Source organism: Altererythrobacter litoralis (assembly GCF_036324225.1).
Classification (GTDB): Bacteria; Pseudomonadota; Alphaproteobacteria; order Sphingomonadales; family Sphingomonadaceae; genus Erythrobacter; species Erythrobacter litoralis_A.
The window spans coordinates 329,169-345,796 of sequence record NZ_JAZDQV010000001.1 but is presented as its reverse complement, the minus strand read 5'-3'; the positions used below and the strand labels follow the sequence as shown (position 1 = coordinate 345,796).

16 protein-coding genes are annotated in these 16,628 nt (G+C 61.3%); 10 read left to right on the top strand and 6 right to left on the bottom strand.

All coding sequences use genetic code 11. The features are described 5' to 3' along the window. Nucleotides 1-63: 63 nt before the first annotated feature. The 4 genes from VRS74_RS01680 to VRS74_RS01665 are packed head-to-tail and all read left to right on the top strand — an operon-like array spanning nt 64 to nt 2,771. Nucleotides 64-1,047, top strand: a complete 984-nt coding sequence (locus VRS74_RS01680; RefSeq protein ID WP_354143499.1) for a sodium-dependent bicarbonate transport family permease — start codon at nt 64-66, stop codon at nt 1,045-1,047. Next, nucleotides 1,044-1,352, top strand: a complete 309-nt coding sequence (locus tag VRS74_RS01675) for a P-II family nitrogen regulator (protein WP_354143498.1) — start codon at nt 1,044-1,046, stop codon at nt 1,350-1,352. The genes VRS74_RS01680 and VRS74_RS01675 overlap by 4 nt, the downstream gene beginning before the upstream one ends. Nucleotides 1,353-1,376: 24 nt before the next feature. Next, complete coding sequence (locus tag VRS74_RS01670; RefSeq protein WP_354143497.1) at nt 1,377-2,018, top strand: carbonic anhydrase; 642 nt, start codon at nt 1,377-1,379, stop codon at nt 2,016-2,018. A 39-nt stretch (nt 2,019-2,057) separates the two neighbouring features. After that, the gene (locus VRS74_RS01665; protein ID WP_354143496.1) at nt 2,058-2,771 is read left to right on the top strand and encodes an NYN domain-containing protein; all 714 of its coding nucleotides are present in this window, start codon (nt 2,058-2,060) and stop codon (nt 2,769-2,771) included. Between the two features lie 73 nt (nt 2,772-2,844). Here the strand turns inward: VRS74_RS01665 and VRS74_RS01660 are convergent, their stop codons facing one another. Beyond that, nucleotides 2,845-4,200, bottom strand: a complete 1,356-nt coding sequence (locus tag VRS74_RS01660; protein WP_354143495.1) for a hypothetical protein — start codon at nt 4,198-4,200, stop codon at nt 2,845-2,847. A gap of 301 nt (nt 4,201-4,501) precedes the next feature. Here VRS74_RS01660 and gyrA point away from each other — a divergent pair, with 301 nt between their 5' ends. Both gyrA and VRS74_RS01650 read left to right on the top strand, forming a co-directional pair. Next, on the top strand, nt 4,502-7,330 hold the full coding sequence (gyrA, locus tag VRS74_RS01655; protein WP_354143494.1) for a DNA gyrase subunit A: 2,829 nt from the start codon (nt 4,502-4,504) through the stop codon (nt 7,328-7,330). Continuing rightward, nucleotides 7,327-8,169 (top strand): TauD/TfdA dioxygenase family protein, encoded by an 843-nt coding sequence (locus VRS74_RS01650; protein ID WP_354143493.1) that lies wholly within the window; start codon nt 7,327-7,329, stop codon nt 8,167-8,169. The genes gyrA and VRS74_RS01650 overlap by 4 nt, the downstream gene beginning before the upstream one ends. Here VRS74_RS01650 and VRS74_RS01645 read toward each other — a convergent pair. Continuing rightward, complete coding sequence (locus VRS74_RS01645) at nt 8,157-8,822, bottom strand: lysoplasmalogenase family protein (RefSeq protein ID WP_354143492.1); 666 nt, start codon at nt 8,820-8,822, stop codon at nt 8,157-8,159. The two genes, VRS74_RS01650 and VRS74_RS01645, sit on opposite strands and share 13 nt — an antisense overlap. Nucleotides 8,823-8,890: 68 nt before the next feature. Between VRS74_RS01645 and trmFO the strand changes: the two genes are divergently transcribed. Then, entirely contained in the window at nt 8,891-10,273 is a 1,383-nt protein-coding gene (gene trmFO, locus VRS74_RS01640) for a methylenetetrahydrofolate--tRNA-(uracil(54)-C(5))-methyltransferase (FADH(2)-oxidizing) TrmFO (RefSeq protein ID WP_354143491.1), read from the top strand. Nucleotides 10,274-10,276: 3 nt separating this feature from the next. Here the strand turns inward: trmFO and VRS74_RS01635 are convergent, their stop codons facing one another. Together VRS74_RS01635 and VRS74_RS01630 are read right to left on the bottom strand one after the other, a co-directional pair. Further along, a complete protein-coding gene (locus VRS74_RS01635; protein ID WP_354143490.1) occupies nt 10,277-10,738 on the bottom strand; it encodes an EF-hand domain-containing protein in 462 nt (153 codons plus the stop codon). A 40-nt stretch (nt 10,739-10,778) separates the two neighbouring features. Further along, entirely contained in the window at nt 10,779-11,438 is a 660-nt protein-coding gene (locus tag VRS74_RS01630; protein ID WP_354143489.1) for a hypothetical protein, read from the bottom strand. Nucleotides 11,439-11,612: 174 nt separating this feature from the next. On the opposite strand from VRS74_RS01630, the gene VRS74_RS01625 reads away from it, so the two are divergent. The 3 genes from VRS74_RS01625 to VRS74_RS01615 are packed head-to-tail and all read left to right on the top strand — an operon-like array spanning nt 11,613 to nt 14,097. Continuing rightward, nucleotides 11,613-13,196, top strand: coding sequence for a pilus assembly protein TadG-related protein (locus tag VRS74_RS01625; protein ID WP_354143488.1), 1,584 nt, complete (start codon nt 11,613-11,615; stop codon nt 13,194-13,196). Then, nucleotides 13,193-13,657: a TadE/TadG family type IV pilus assembly protein gene (locus VRS74_RS01620; RefSeq protein ID WP_354143487.1), complete on the top strand. Its 465-nt coding sequence runs from the start codon at nt 13,193-13,195 to the stop codon at nt 13,655-13,657. The genes VRS74_RS01625 and VRS74_RS01620 overlap by 4 nt, the downstream gene beginning before the upstream one ends. Continuing rightward, nucleotides 13,654-14,097 carry a TadE/TadG family type IV pilus assembly protein gene (locus VRS74_RS01615; RefSeq protein WP_354143486.1) on the top strand — a complete coding sequence of 148 codons (444 nt, stop codon included), beginning with the start codon at nt 13,654-13,656 and terminating at the stop codon, nt 14,095-14,097. Before VRS74_RS01620 ends, VRS74_RS01615 begins: the two co-directional genes overlap by 4 nt. Before the next feature lie 14 nt (nt 14,098-14,111). Here the strand turns inward: VRS74_RS01615 and VRS74_RS01610 are convergent, their stop codons facing one another. After that, nucleotides 14,112-15,467: a pyruvate dehydrogenase complex E1 component subunit beta gene (locus VRS74_RS01610; RefSeq protein ID WP_354143485.1), complete on the bottom strand. Its 1,356-nt coding sequence runs from the start codon at nt 15,465-15,467 to the stop codon at nt 14,112-14,114. A gap of 3 nt (nt 15,468-15,470) precedes the next feature. Further along, entirely contained in the window at nt 15,471-16,550 is a 1,080-nt protein-coding gene (pdhA, locus tag VRS74_RS01605) for a pyruvate dehydrogenase (acetyl-transferring) E1 component subunit alpha (RefSeq protein ID WP_354143484.1), read from the bottom strand. Between the last annotated feature and the right edge of the window lie 78 nt (nt 16,551-16,628).

The window sequence follows — 16,628 nt, the reverse complement described above, 5'->3', positions numbered from 1 at the left end:
GGGCGTGCTCGGCGCAACAACTGCATCTTGCCGAATTACGTATGCTTGGCTAACCGGCGCCTCATGGACGCTAGCACGCTACAGACCTTCACTTCACCGGTAGTTCTGTTCTTCGTTCTCGGTGTTGCCGCAGCGTTCGCACGATCAGACCTCGCCATACCTGAAGCAATTGCCAAGGGCATGTCGCTTTATCTCATGGCCGCAATCGGCCTGAAGGGCGGCGTCGCGGTCTCCAAGTCCGGCATAGACGGCACAGTTCTAGCAGCGCTCGGCGCGGGCATCGCCGCAAGCTTCCTGATCCCCTTTCTGGCCTATGCAGTCCTGAAGGGCTTCGGCAGGCTCGACCGGATCAACGCAGGCGCAGTTGCCGCGCATTACGGCTCCGTCAGCGTGGTCACCTTCGTAACCGCGGTTGAAATTCTCGATGCGCAGTCGAAGCCGCCGGGAGGCTATATGGTGGCAGTAATGGCCGCGATGGAAACGCCGGCCATCCTCACTGGCCTTCTGCTCGCCCGCGGACTCGGCAGCCAGGGTGGGCAGCCCAAGGGCGAACTGCTCCACGAAGTGTTCTTCAATGCCTCTGTGGTGCTGCTCCTCGGCGCTTTCGGCATCGGATTGATAGGCGGAGCAGACGGATTTGCGGAAGTCAGCCCCTTCTTCGAAGCGGGCTTCAAGGGTGTTCTTTGCATCTTCCTGCTCGACATGGGCCTTATCGCTGCACGGCGCATGATGGATGCGCGCGCACTCACCTGGCGACTTGCGGCGATTGCCATTGGCTTGCCCTTGTTGAACGGATTTCTCGGGACCGCGCTGGGGACAGTGATCGGGCTCGACGTCGGCTCTGCCGCGGCGCTCGGCGTGCTCTGCGCAAGCGCAAGCTATATTGCGGTACCGGCGGCGATGCGCCTTGCCCTTCCCGAGGCTGACCCGGGGATTTACCTCACCATGTCGCTCAGCCTCACTTTCCCCTTCAATATCCTCATCAATATCGGCCTGATTAGCGCCACCGCCAGCCTGCTCGCCGGTATAGGAGCTGCCGCACCATGATTGAAACGGTTACCCGCAAGCGCATCGAAATCCTTACGGACACCGCTTTGGTGAAGCGCGTAACCGACGCGATCGACCGTGTGGAAATCACCGGCTGGACAGTCACCCCGGTATTGTCGGGCAAGGGCCGCGAAGGTCGCTGGCGCGAAGAGCGCGTGATGGGCACCGACAAGGTCCTTGTCCTGACCATCGCTGCCGAAGACAAGGCTATGCGTCTTGCCGAAGAGATTGCGCCGATACTGACCTCTCATGGCTTGCTGTTCAGTATGTGGGATGTGCAGGTGATCCGCGGCGAACGTTTCTGAGGCTGTTGATGGGGGGAGCCAGAGATGCCTGAATTCGCAGCCTTGCTGAATGGCTATCGCCGCTTCCGTAATGACGGCTATCCCCGCCAACGCGCACGCTATGACCAGTTGGTTGCAGAAGGGCAAAGCCCCAAGTTGATGATCATTGGCTGCTCGGACAGCCGGGTCGATCCGGCTCAGATTTTCGATGTCGATCCGGGCGAGATTTTCGTCGTGCGCAATGTTGCGGCTTTGGTCCCGCCATTCGAGACGACGCCCGGCCACCATGGCGTTTCCGCTGCCGTCGAATTCGCCGTACAAATGCTTCAAGTGAAGCAAATCCTGGTGATGGGCCACGGCAGGTGCGGCGGTTGCAAAGCCGCGCTCACGCAAGACCTGCATGGCAACGAGCCCGGCGAAGGCGGCTTCGTCGCAGACTGGATCCATTTGCTCGACGAAGCCCGCGAGCCGGTGGCCGCAGAGCATGGCACCGTAGGCCGGGCCGCAGAACGCGCGATGGAGCTTGAAGCAGTCAAGGTTAGCCTTGCGAATTTGCGTACCTTCCCCTGGATCGCGGAAAAGGAGGCCAGCGGCGCATTGAAGCTTCGCGGCGCGTTCTTCGCGATCTCCGAAGGTGTGCTCTATGTTCTGAACGACGAAAGCGGCGAATTCGAGCCAATCGAATAATCGCTTGCCGCCAGTCGGTGCCCGTCCCACTTAAGGGGCATGTCAGAAATCAATGCAAAGAACATCGCGTTGCTGATCGACGCTGACAATATCGATCCCAATGGCATCGACGCTGTCCTCACCGTTCTCGCTGAACTCGGACAGGTGAACATCCGGCGGGCCTACGGCAATTGGGCGAAGGACGCATTGCGGCGCTGGGCCGAATTGACCAACCGCTATGGAATCCGCCCTCACCAGCAATTCGACCTCACCCGGGGCAAAAACGCCACCGACATGGCGATGACGATCGATGCCATAGACTTGCTCTACCAGGGCAAGGTCGATGGCTTCGGGATCATGAGCAGCGACAGCGACTTCACACCGCTAGTATCTCGCCTGAGGCAGGATGGCCTGCCCGTTTATTGCTTCGGCGATGGCAAAACACCTGAAGCGCTGCGCACCGCCTGCACGCGATTCATCGACGTGGGCAAGCTGATGCGCGGTGAAGCGACCAGCGGCAGCGCGCCCGGAAAGGGCGAGAATGCCGTCGATGAAGAGCTTATCGAGCTTCTCGGCGGTGCCTGGAAGGCTGCGCAGCGCGACGAGGAAGGCTTCGCCAAGCTGCAGGAAGTAGGTCAGATTGCAGGCAACCGCTCCAGCTTCGACGTCCGCAACTACGGCTTCCGTCGCCTGTCGGAACTGCTCCAGTCGCTCGATCGCTTCGAGCTCAAACGCGGCACAGACGGGCAGCTATACGTCAAGCGCCTCAGGTAATCAGCCTGTCCCAAAGGAAAAGGCGCGGCTCCCGAGTGGGAACCGCGCCTCTGTGTATTGGCTTGGAAACGGATCAGTCGCCGGGCGCAGGTTCCGGCGCGGCGGCAGGAGCCGACGCGTTCTTCTTCTGCGTGGCATAGGCCGCCCACAGGCGAGCGATGGGATCGCGCTTGCCGCCGATCTTGCGGAAAGTAGCGATCGCCTCGTCATACTTGGCCTGCTCGGTCTGAGCGATACCAAGGCGCGTCTGCACTTCGGCGGTATTTACGCCAGGCATGCCCAGCGCCTTAGTGTAGAACTCCTCGGCCTTGGGGTACTGGCTGTAGCTGAGGAAAGTGTCGCCCGCCGCCACGACGGTACGAAGAACTGCAGTTGCCGCGCGCGCGTCCTTTTCCAGCGCCGGCAATTCGTGTTCGTCTGCTGCAATGCGGCCATTTGCGATCTGCAGTGCATCTGCGAGGTAGATATCGTCGCGGCTTGCGCGGCCGGAATTGAACGCATCGTCGACCACCCGCTTGACTTCCTTCGGAAGGCGGCGCGCGTCAGCGGCTTCGACATAGTCGCTGTATTCGTACTTTTCCTGCAGGGCCCCGACCCGCAGCGACAGGCGCAGCAGATCGAGCATTTCCGGGCCTTCGAACGAATTCATGTTGCGTGCGATATTGATCGCGTCGCGCCAGTTGGTCGCAGAGGGGTAATCGATCACCCAACCGGTCACGAACTCATAGACCTGCGGCGTGACCTTGTTGTTATAACCAACGCTCAGTCCGCGGCGATACCAGGTTTCGTCAACCGTCTGCCCTTCAGACTTCGCCTTGGCGATTGCCTGCGCAAGGTAGTTCAAGCCGTCCGCGTAGCGCTGTTCCGAAATGAAGCTCTCCGCCATCGCCGTTTGCATGTCGGCGACAGTCAACTCGGGGGTAGTAAACTGTGCGTCGATCGCCTTCTGCAGGAAGACGCGCGATTCCGCGGACTGACGCTGTGCGTTCGCCAGCTGGTAAGCGATGAAGTTGAAGCGGCCGACCTGCTCGGGTGCCACCTTGCCGCTTTCGAGCATCAGTGCCATTCCCTGCAACTGCAGCGTCTGGTCGCCAGTCTTCGCGCCGGCATTGTAGATCAGTCCGCCGGTTGCATTCTTCTCGTCCGGAGAAACCGTCAGCGCAAGCAGCGCCGGGAACTGGGTCTTGGCAGTTACAACGTCACCACCTTCAGTGTTCACGGCCGCTTGCAGCGGCTGGAACATTGCCACGAATTCCTTCGAATATGCGGCTGCTTCAGGCTTCTTCTTTTCCTTCTTTTCACGCTGGGCAAAAGCCGGCTCGGCCACAACGCCGCTCAACACGGCCGTACCCGTCGCAAGCGCGATCGCCAGCGCCAGATTCGAAACCGGCTTCTTGCCCGTGCGGCTGCTAGAAACGAAAAAACGCATTGAATTCTCTCCTGGAACCAAACCCTGGGCGCCCGAAAAAGACGCTTCCATCTGTCATGCGGCGCAGCAATGGCCTGCTTGTCCGCATTTTGCAATTCCCGCTATGCGCAGGGGGCTGAACGGGCTTTGAATGAGGCGTGCAGGATTACGTTCATGCGGCGGCCCGGACTTTGCGCCTTTGTGTGGAAAAAGGCCCGATGTTCCACTTATGATCCCGGTGAGCGGTGGCGAAAATCGCTCCCCTCCTCTACATGGGATGAAGCCTTTCTGCGGCCCGAAGCAAAGCTAGATCGGACCTGATTTGAACGACGATACTGAGACCCTTCCCCCGCCCCATCCCTTGGGCGAATTCGAGCGCGTCGACATCGTCGACGAGATGAAGACGAGTTACCTCGATTACGCGATGAGCGTGATCGTGAGCCGCGCGCTGCCTGACGTGCGCGACGGCCTCAAGCCGGTGCACCGGCGCATCCTTTTCGCCAGCCAGGAAGGTGGATTCGTCGCCGGCAGGCCCTACCGCAAGAGCGCCAAGATCGTTGGCGACGTGATGGGTAACTACCACCCGCACGGTGACGCCGCGATCTACGACGCACTGGCGCGTATGACGCAGCCATGGTCGATGCGCGTTCCACTGGTCGACGGCCAGGGCAACTTCGGTTCGATGGACCCCGATCCACCGGCATCGATGCGTTACACCGAAGCGCGCCTTGCCCGCGTCGCCAATTCGTTGCTCGACGATCTCGACAAGGATACGGTCGATTTTACCGACAACTATGACGGATCGCGCCGCGAGCCGACCGTGTTGCCTGCCCGCTTCCCCAATTTGCTGGTCAATGGCGCCGGCGGGATTGCGGTGGGCATGGCGACCAACGTGCCGCCGCACAATCTGGGCGAAGTGATCGACGGCTGCCTTGCCTATATCGAAAACCCGGCGATCACGACCGAAGAACTGATCGCTTACATTCCCGGGCCCGACTTCCCGACCGGACCGCTGATCCTGGGCCAATCAGGCAGCAAGGCCGCCTATACCACCGGCCGCGGCTCGATCCTGATGCGCGCGCGGCACGAAATCGAGACCGGTCGCGGCGATCGCCAATCCATCGTGCTCACCTCGATCCCCTATCAGGTCGGCAAATCGGGCCTCGTCGAGAAAATCGCCGACGCCGCCAAGGAAAAGCGGATCGAGGGCATTTCCGACATTCGCGACGAATCGAGCCGCGAAGGCGTGCGCGTGGTGATCGACCTCAAGCGCGATGCCACACCTGAAGTCGTGCTCAACCAGTTGTGGCGCCACACTCCGGCGCAAGCGAGCTTCCCTGCCAACATGCTCGCGATCCGCGGCGGCAGGCCGGAAACGCTGACGCTGCGCGAGTTCATCCAGGCCTTCATCAACTTCCGCGAGGAAGTGATTACGCGCCGCACCAAGTTCGAGCTGAACAAGGCGCGTGAACGGGCGCACATCTTGCTGGGCCTCGTGGTCGCAGTGTCGAACCTCGACGAAGTGGTTGCGATGATCCGCGGTTCGTCCAATCCGGCGGACGCGCGCGCGAAGCTGCTCGCCAAGGAATGGCCGATTGGCGATATCGCCCAGTATATCCGGCTGGTCGAAGCGATCGAGCCCAATGCCGAGCAGGAAGGCGGCACCTATCGCCTCAGCGAACGGCAGGTGAAGGCCATTCTCGATCTTCGACTCCATCGCCTGACTGCATTGGGCCGCGACGAGATCGGCGACGAGCTCAAGGAACTGTCGCTGGCGATCGAGGAATATCTCTCGATCCTGGCCGATCGCGTGAAGCTCTATCGCGTGATGCGCGGCGAACTCGAGGAAGTTCGCGCCACCTATGCCACGCCGCGCATGTCCGAAATCGCACCTGCGTGGGACGGGCTCGAAGACGAAGACCTGATCGAGCGCGAGGACATGGTCGTGACGGTAACGCTCGATGGCTACATCAAGCGCACGCCGCTTTCGACCTTCCGGGCGCAGCGTCGCGGCGGCAAGGGCCGCGCCGGCATGTCCACCAAGGATGAGGATGCCATTGCCGAGATGTTCGTGACCAGCACGCACAATCCGGTGCTGTTCTTCTCGACTGCGGGCAAGGTCTATCGCCTCAAGGTATGGAAGCTGCCTGAAGGCGGCCCCAACACGCGCGGTCGGCCGATTGTCAATATGCTCCCTGCCCTCGACGATGGCGAAACCATCCGCACTGTGCTGCCGCTGCCCGAGGATGAGGATAGCTGGGGCGCGCTGAGCGTGGTGTTCGCCACGGCCAAGGGCAATGTCCGCCGCAACGGGATGGACGCCTTCACCAACATCCCCTCGAACGGCAAATTTGCCATGAAGTTCGACGAGGACAGCGATGATCGCCTGATCGGCGTGGCCTTGCTCGAAGCAAGCGACGACGTGTTGCTGGCCAGCAAGCAGGGCAAGGCGATCCGCTTTGCCGGGGACGATGTGCGCGAATTCCAGTCGCGCACTTCCACCGGCGTACGCGGCATGAATCTGAAGGGCGACGATGAAGTCGTCTCGCTTTCGATCCTGCACCGCGTCGGCACCGATGCCGAAGAACGCGAGCAGTACCTCCGTTTCGCCCCATGGAAGGCGGAGAAGGAAGGGGAGCCCGAGCTGGCTGCCGATCGTGTCGCCGAATTGCAGGAACGCGAGCAGTTCATCCTCACTGTCTGCGCCAATGGCTATGGCAAGGTCTCGTCAGCCTACGAATATCGCCGGATCGGGCGTGGCGGCCAGGGCATCACCAATATCGACAACATCCGCCGCAATGGGCCGGTGGTGGCAAGCTTCCCCGTGCGCCATGGCCAGCAACTGATGCTCGTGACCGACCAGGCCAAGCTGATCCGCCTGCCGCTGGACCTGCGCCATCTCACCGAAGAGGGCGATGCCGCTGAAAAGGCCTTCCGGGTCATCGGGCGCAGTTCCGCAGGCGTGCGCCTGTTCAACGTGGCCGAGGGCGAAACCATCGTCAGCGCGGTGTTGATCGACGAGACCGAAGAACCCGAGAATGAAGCCGAAGAGGCTGTCGTCGAGGAAATGGTTGGGCGCGGCGCTGCCGAAACCGAACCTTACACCCCGCCGCAGTCCGACTCGGATATCGAGGGCGAACCGGGGGGATGAACATGACAGTCACCCCGTCAGGGCAAGCTTGCGGTGCGCGCGTCACCGGGGTTGACCTTGGCGGGGAGCTGTCGTCCGAACTGATATCGGAAATTCGACGGGCATGGCTTGAGCACCGGGTATTGGCATTTCCCGGGCAGCAAATGGACGATGACGCGCTTGAGCGCTTCACTGTCGCAATGGGCGGGTTTGGCGAGGATCCCTTCTTCGCACCTATCGAAGGGCGCGAGCATATCGCTGCAATCCTGCGAGAGGCCGACGAAAAGACGCCTTTGTTCGCGGAAAACTGGCATAGCGACTGGAGCTTCCTGCCCCGCCCGCCTGCCGGCACTTGCCTGCTCTCCGTGGATATACCGCCGATTGGCGGAGACACGCTGTTCGCCGATCAGATTGCGGCCTTTGCCGCGCTACCCGAAGGGCGGAAAGCCTATCTCAGGACGCTCACCGCGATCCATAGCGCGCAATTGGCCTATGCGCCCGAAGGGGCATATGGCGAGAAGGACGAGGGCCGCTCGATGGCGATCCGGCCGAATGAAAGCGCACGCGCCACCCAAACGCATCCTTTGGTCCAGCGTCATCCGGAAACCGGCGAGGAAGCGCTGTTCTCTACCTTGGGCTATATCATCGCCATCGAGGGCATGGCACAGGCCGAGACGATGGCACTACTTTCAGAACTGGCAAAGTGGCAGGGGCGCGAAGAGTTCACCTATCGCCACCGGTGGGAACCGGGAATGCTGGTGATCTGGGACAACCGCAGCGTGTTGCACAAGGCCACCGGCGGTTACGAAGGCCACCGCCGCGAATTGCACCGCACCACAATTGCTGCTTACGGCAGCTGATCGTCTTCCTCAGCCAATTCGTGGCGCAAAGTCTGCACCACGCCGGTCGCGATAAGGAACTGCCCGCCGAAGTAGCACGGCCAGATCAAATAGTCGGGCAAAACGCCAAGGTCGAACGTGCCCAGATTGCTGAAGATAAGCCAGTCCGACACAACGAACAGCACGGCACCGATGCCCACACGGTATCGAGGAAAGCGGCTCATCCAGGCGGTTGCCGCCATCAAACCCAGCGCCGCCGCATAGAGCGTGACCATCGCGTCCCCGCTCAGGAACCAGCTCACCAGCGGCGTACCGACCAGCAGAGCCGCCGCCAGCGCCGTCTGGCTCACGGCATGATGCTCGCGCGGATTGCGCAGGTACAACCAGGTCGCAATCAAATGTCCTACGAAGAACAGCCCGCCGCCCAATCTGAAATCAAACTCGATGCCCATATCGCCCAGCGCACCGAACATCATTACGGCAGCGATCAGGGTAGCATTGGTCCCGTTGGCACGACGGATCGCGTAGAACGCGAGGCAGCCGACCGCGAGCCCCTTGATCGCGGTCCGCCATATTTCGGCCAGAACGCTGTCCTGTACGAAATAGAAGGCAAGCGCCGCGACTATGCTCGCAAGCAGCCAGGGGCGATGTTCGATCAACGCGCGTTTGGGCATGGTTTCTCCCTATCGGCGCAGTCTTGGACTTGATGAATCACGGGAGCAAGCTCTAGGTGCAGCCCGAAATGCACCAATCCACCACTCATGACGTTCACATAATCGGCGGCGGGCTCGCGGGCAGCGAGGCTGCGTGGCAACTCGCGAAGCGCGGCTTCAAGGTCCGCCTTTCGGAAATGCGCGGTTCCGGCGAGATGACGCCGGCACACCAGACGGACGGTCTCGCCGAACTGGTCTGCTCGAACAGTTTCCGCTCCGACGATGACGAGAAGAACGCGGTGGGCCTGCTGCACCATGAAATGAGGCGGCTCGATTCGCTCATCATGCGCGCCGGAGAATTGGCGCGCGTGCCGGCGGGCAGCGCAATGGCCGTAGACCGCGATGTGTTCTCGAACGAGGTCACGCGGACGCTCTCAGAGCATCCCAATATCACCGTGGTGCGAGAGCGGATCGATAGCTTGCCGGATTCCGGGATGACCATCGTCGCGACCGGCCCACTCACCGCGCAAGCGCTGGCTGACAGCATCGTCGCCGCGACGGGGCAGGAACGCCTGGCATTCTTCGATGCCATCGCACCGATCGTCCACCGCGACAGCATCGACATGGACATCGCCTGGATCCAGTCGCGCTGGAACAAGCGCACGGAAGCCTCAAATGAGGATGGCGACTACATCAACTGCCCGATGACAAAGGAGCAATATCTCGCTTTTCATCAGGGGCTGCTGGATGGCGAAAAGACCGAGTTCCGCGAGTGGGAAAAGGAAACGCCCTATTTCGACGGCTGCATGCCGATCGAAGTGATGGCTGAGCGCGGTGTCGATACTCTGCGCTTCGGGCCGATGAAACCGGTCGGACTCGACAACCCGCGCGACGCTACGCCCGAATTCCCGCAGGGCCGCTGGCCTTATGCCGTCGTCCAGTTGCGACAGGACAATAAGCTCGGCACGCTATGGAACATGGTCGGCTTCCAGACCAAGCTCAAATACGGTGCCCAGATCGAGCTGTTCCGTACCATCCCCGGGCTGGAGAATGCCGAATTCGCGCGGCTTGGCGGCCTTCACCGCAACACATTCCTCAATTCTCCGCTGGTGCTCGACCGGCAGCTCCGGCTGCGCAATGCACCGCATGTCCGCTTCGCCGGGCAGGTGACCGGATGCGAAGGCTATGTCGAAAGCAGCGCTGTCGGCCTCATCGCGGGCATGATGGCTGCGTTCGAACTGGCCGGACGCGAATGGGCTCCGCTTCCCACCACTACCGCGATGGGGGCCTTGCTGAGTCACATTACCGGCGATGCCGAGGCCGAGACATTCCAGCCCATGAACGTCAATTTCGGCCTGTTTCCGCCGCTGCATGACGTGAAGAAGAAGGCGCGCAAGGAGGCCTACACTGGCCGGGCCAAGCAGGATTTCGGCGACTGGCTCGGCACCATCGGCGAGGCGGTGCCAGCCTAATCCTCAGCACTTACAGGCAGGGCGACGCGCCGGAGCCTTCGGGGCGGTTGTGGCGAATTCCTTTGCGGTAAGCCTGCCATTGCCGTCGGCATCCGCCGTATCGAACCGGTCGGCGGTGGTTACGGCCCATTCCTCGAAGGTCAGGAGATTATTCCCGTCCTTGTCGAGCGCACGAAAAGCTTCGCTACGCGTTGAAAGCATCTCGTTGCGCGTGATCACCAGGTCGCGATTGCGATCGTAGCGGAAGAAACGACGCTGCTCGCGCGTCAATTCGCTTGCTTCCGGTGGTTCCGGTCCGGTGAGATCGGCTGGATCGCCGATCGGCAAGCTATTGGAATCGCGCAGCGGCTCTGGCAACGGCGGAGGCGGCGCATTGGCCTCGACTTCCGCCCTTCCCTGCCACCAATAGAGCCCCACGCTGGCCAGCATCAGGCCAAGGAACAAACCCAGTAAAATGCGCGACATACGACCCTCTTCTCTCGCGAGCAGGCAGGATACAGCGGTTTCAACGGCCTAGCAAACACACGCGCAGCGCGATCAGCGCAGCGCCCCTTCCCTCCATCAATGGGCGCCCTCCTCGCTTCATTGATCGCAGCGCCAGCGCCTCAAGCACCGCCAATCCGCGTAAGTCCCGGGGAATTACCCCTGCAGCATTCGCGTGCCCGATGCCAGCAGCGATAAGGGCCTGTCGTTCGCTATCATTACGAACATGCGAGGCGGCATCCGCAGCCGCCCAGCGAACGCCCGCGGCATGCACACGCTCACCTGTATCGGCTCCATATTTCTCCGTGAGGTGACGGGCCGGTTCTGCCCTCCCTAGGCAGAACCGAGCTGCAAATTCGCCGGTGAGGCGATCTGCAACGAGAAACTCTTCCCATGCTTCGACGAGTTTGAGCAGCGGCGCTTCCGCTCCAGCCCAATGCATGCTGACAGCATCGAGCGTGACATCCCCCGAAGGGCGCTCAGCAACGGCCCTGCCCAATGCTTCGCGCCACCAGGCGAGCCGCATCTGGCCCAGCATTGGCTCGCTGCTCTTCGCGACAAGCTGCCCCAACCTGCGGTCAAGCGCGAACCAAGCTGCCATCATCGGGCGCAAAACCGCATGAGAATGCGCGATCGCCATGCGCTGTTCGGGCGGAAATTCGGCTATCAGGGCGGTATCCATACGCGAGGGGTTCATACACACCACAGGGTTGTGTCAACCATTGGCATTGCGGCCAAGGGCCCAAGGCATTGTCGTTTTTTCTGATTTCATAACGCACCGTTAACCATGCAGTTTAGCGATGCAATTACAGGCTAGAGCGTAACAGCCCAGCTTCAATGAGAAGGTACGGGCGCAATGGCATTCCTGCGTGATTTCAAAAAGCGGCTGTGTCGCTCGACCAGTGGCAATGCAACGCTGATGGTTGCGCTGGGCATGCCGGCATTGATCGGTGGAACCGGTTTCGCCGTGGACACCGCGCAGTGGTATATGTGGAAGCGCGAAATGCAGTTCGCAGCTGACCAGGCCGCCGTCGCCGGAGCATGGGCCCGTGCGGTTGAAGACACCGAAGACACTTACGACGTCCGCGCGATCCAGGAATTCAATGCCAACGTCCAGCAAACCGGCGAATTTGTGGGGACGCCGGAAGTCACCCTAGCCAACTATGCCGGCGGTGTTCAGAACAGCGTCGCGGTTACGGTCACGGCCTCCAGAACACTTCCCTTCTCCAGCTTCCTCACGGGCAAAGGGGTGACCATTCGCGCCTATGCCCAGGCCAAGTTCGAGGACGGAACAACCTACACCAGCTGCCTCGTCGCGGTCGACGAAGAGGCAGACGGCGCGATCACGATCGGCGGTTCGACAGTGCTTACGGCGCAATGCGGCCTCGCCGCGCTGTCGAAGTCGGATGAAGCGGTCACCGTCAATGGCAGCCCCACCATCGACGCAGGCTGGGTTCTCGCCGCGGGCGGCATCGACGACTGGTTCGACGAAAATACCGACGACACGATCCTCGAATATGTCGATGGCCTTGAGGATCCGTTTGCCGAACTGAGCCCACCCAACCCGGCCGAAAGCCAGGTGAACCGCACCTACAACTGCGTGCGAAGCCGCGCGACTACGACTGCGGACATCATCTCGACGCTCAACGTCAGCTATTCCTATTACAAGGGCTCGGGTCGAACCAGCGCAAGCCCGACAGGATGGGCAACGCCCAAGTCTGGTTACACCAGCAATTCTTCCCAAGACGATGTCGTGGTGCCCGAGGGTACGACCGCTGGCGCGGTCACGACGACGAATTCGAACTGGGACAAGTTGACCGGCACCGGCAACAACACGATCTGGGAGGTCGAGACGCGCGAAGAAACAAAGACCTATTCGGACATCAATGTTTCCGGCGGCGGAAATGCTGCGGCAGTGGTCCCGGGAACATATACCGACCTGAAGGTACGGTGCGACACCACCTTTGCGACTGGCGTCTACATCCTCGACGGCGGCGAGTTGGAGATCAACGGACAGTACCAGGTGACCGGATCGAACGTGATGTTCGTGCTCAAGAATGGCGCCGGACTCAAGATCAACGGGGGCGCAAACATCAACCTCACCGCGATCCAGGCTTCCGATCTTACCGCACGCGGCGTGCCGCGGGAGCAGGCGAACAAGCTCGCCGGGATGCTGATCTTCGAAGACCGCAATTCCGAGGGCAATAGCGGCAATATGATCAACGGGAATGCCGCGACTGTGCTGAACGGCGCGGTCTATCTCCCGGTAAGCAATATCTCGATGTCGGGTACGGCAAGCGTGACCAGCCAGTGCCTGATGATCGCCGCAAGCACGATCACCATGACCGGCAACCTTGACATGTCGACGTTCTGCCCACCCGGAATGAGCGAGGACACAATTGTCGGCGTAACGAAGCCAAATGTGAGGCTTGTCGCATGATGGCCCGGTCTACCCGCACACTGGCCGCCCTGCGCAAGGATGAGCGTGGCTCGATGGTGATCGAAACAGCCATCGTCGCCCCGGTGTTGATCCTGATGGCACTCGGTGGATTCGAATCGAGCCGCATTGTCGCGCGTCAGACCGAATTGCAGACGGCGGTTGCCGAAGCTGCGGCGATCGTGCGCGCATCGCCGCCAACGACTGCCACACAGCGGACCACTGTACGCGATGTCGTCAGGGCTTCGGTCGGCCTCGAACCCGATCAGGTGACTGTCGTGCAGAAGTTCCGCTGCGGCACTGACGAAGATATCGTCGCGCAGGACAGCTCTTGCACGCCGGGAGTTGCCGTCTACGACTATATAGAAGTTGTGGTGACCGACACCTACACGCCGACCTGGACGCAGTTCGGAGTCGGCAGCCCGATCAATTACCGTGTTGAACGACTGGTGTTCATCTCATGATCCGGCTCGCTCGCTTCTCTCGCAAGCTTCGCAAGTCGCGCGACGGTGCCGTCGCGGTCGAATTCGGCCTGCTCGCCACAATCATGATCACGATGTTGCTTGGCGTGTTTCAGGTCGGGATCGGCATGCAGAACTATAACGCTGTCCGGAACGTGTCAGCCGAAGTCGCACGCTATGCCATGGTCCAGTACGAAACCGGCAACAAGCTGAGCAATTCGCAAATCAGGACCTTCGCGCTCTCAACTGCGCGCAGCGCGCCATACCTGCTCGATCACACGCGGGTGGAAGCCACTGTGCTCGATGCCTCGCCTCAGCGAGTGGCCGGGGCAAAGGAGCTGAACCTGCAGATCCGTTACCAGGTTCCGATCATCATCGGGTTCCTGGGTATCCCGGATCCACAGATCGCATACAACCGGCCGATCTTCCTGCTCGAAGACTGACGGATCGCAACGCCTTACCTGCGGTAACAGACCTTCTTCGCTGCCGCGACGATCCGCGGAGCATCGATGATGGCCAGCTTCTCGAGATTAGCCGCATAGGGCAACGGCACGTCCTCATCGCAAACGCGCAGCACCGGCGCATCGAGATGGTCGAACCCGTCTTCCATGCATATCGCCATGACTTCTGACGCGATCGAGCAGGTGGGCCAGCCTTCCTCCGCGATCACCATGCGGTTGGTCTTGGCGAGCGAAGTGAGGATAGCTTCCTTGTCGAGCGGGCGCAGCGTGCGCAGGTCGATCACTTCGGCATCGATGCCTTCCTCGGCCAGCTGGGCCGCAGCATCAAGCGCCAGCCCGACGCCGATCGAATAGCTTACGATCGTAACGTCCTTGCCTTCGCGCATGATCCGCGCCTTGCCGATCGGCAGCACGTAATCGTCAAGATCGGGCACGTCGAAACTGCGGCCATAGACCAGCTCGTTTTCGAGGAAGACGACCGGGTCTTCGCTGCGGATCGCGGCCTTCATCAGCCCCTTGGCGTCAGCGCTGTCATAGGGAGCGATCACGATCAGGCCGGGGACTGAGGCGTACCAGGGGCCATAGTTCTGGCTGTGCTGCGCGCCGACACGGCTCGCTGCGCCATTCGGGCCGCGGAACACAACCGGGCAGCGCATCTGGCCGCCCGACATGTAGTTGGTCTTGGCTGCCGAATTGATGATGTGGTCGATTGCCTGCATGGCGAAGTTGAACGTCATGAATTCGACGATCGGGCGGAGGCCGCCCATCGCAGCGCCAGCGCCGATCCCGGCGAAGCCATATTCGGTAATCGGAGTGTCGATCACGCGCTTGGGCCCGAACTCGTCGAGCAGGCCCTGCGTCACCTTGTAGGCACCCTGATATTCGGCGACTTCCTCGCCCATCACGAACACGCGCGGGTCACGGCGCATTTCCTCCGCCATCCCGTCACGAAGGGCTTCGCGCACCGAAGTGCTGGTGAAGCTGGTGCCTTCGGGGATTGCCGGATCTGCCTTGGCAACAGTCGCGGCCGGGCGAACGGGCGCTGCGGCAGGTGCCGGTGCAGGCTCGGGAGCAGGCGCCGGAGCCGCTTCAGCGGGAGCTTCCGCTCCGCCCTCGCCTTCGAGCAGTGCGATCACTGTGCCGACCTTCACGTTTTCCGTTCCTTCGGGCACCATGATCTTGCCGAGCACGCCGTCGTCGATGGCTTCGAATTCCATCGTCGCCTTGTCGGTTTCGATCTCGGCGATAATGTCGCCGGGTGCGATCTGGTCGCCTTCCTTCTTCAGCCAGCGGGCAAGCGTGCCCTCTTCCATGGTGGGCGACAGCGCGGGCATCTTGAGTTCGATAGCCATGGCTCAATACTCCTCCACCAATACATCGGTGTAGAGTTCGGTCGCATCGGGTTCCGGCGAAGTCTCCGCAAAATCGGCGCTTTCGGCCACGCGCGCACGGATCGCCTTGTCGATCGCCTTCAGGTTGTCTTCCGTCTTGCCCATTTCGAGCAGCACTTTCTTGAGGCCTTCGATCGGGTCCTTGTGTTCGCGCACATCCTGCACTTCCTCACGGCTGCGATATTTCGCCGGGTCGGACATCGAGTGGCCGCGATAGCGATAGGTGTTGAGCTCCATCAGCACCGGGCCCTTGCCCTCGCGCACATGCTTGAAGGCGATTTCGGCGGCGCCGCGCACTTCGAGCACGTCCATCCCGTTGACCTTCATGCCCGGAATGCGGAACGCCGTGCCGCGGCGGTGAAACTCGGTTTCGGCCGAGCTGCGCCGCACTGCCGTGCCCATGGCATACTGATTGTTCTCTACCACGAAGACGATCGGCAGGTTCCACAGCGAAGCCATGTTAAAGGTCTCATAGACTTGGCCCTGGTTCGCCGCGCCGTCACCGAAATAGGCAAGGCACAGCCCGCCATCCTCATTGTACTTGTGCGCGAGCGCGAGCCCGCCGCCCAGCGCTACCTGCGCACCGACGATGCCGTGCCCGCCGTAGAATTTGTGCTCGGTCGAGAACATGTGCATCGACCCACCCTTGCCCTTCGAAATCCCGGCCTGGCGCCCGGTCAGCTCAGCCATGATGACGTTGGGATCAATGCTATAGGCCAGCATGTGGCCATGGTCGCGATAGCCGGTGATCACGCTATCGAGCCCTTCGGTCAGTGCCGACTGGAGCCCCACAGCAACCGCTTCCTGCCCGATGTAGAGGTGGCAGAAGCCCCCGATCAGGCCGAGGCCATAAAGCTGGCCGGCCTTTTCCTCGAAACGGCGGATAAGCAGCATCTGCTCATAGAAGTGCAGCATTTCCTCCACGCTCGCGGCGTAGCGCGGATTCTTGTCATGCGAATCCTGCAGCGAGTGAAGTTTGAATTCCAGATCGTCCGACGCCGATTTGCTGGGCGACGATGTGCGCTTCTTCGCGGGTTTGGCCAACGCTCAAATCCTTGCAGTTCTTGTTCGTCCCGGGGAGGTGGGAATGGGTGTCGCTATAGGCGCAAGCTTCACGTTGAC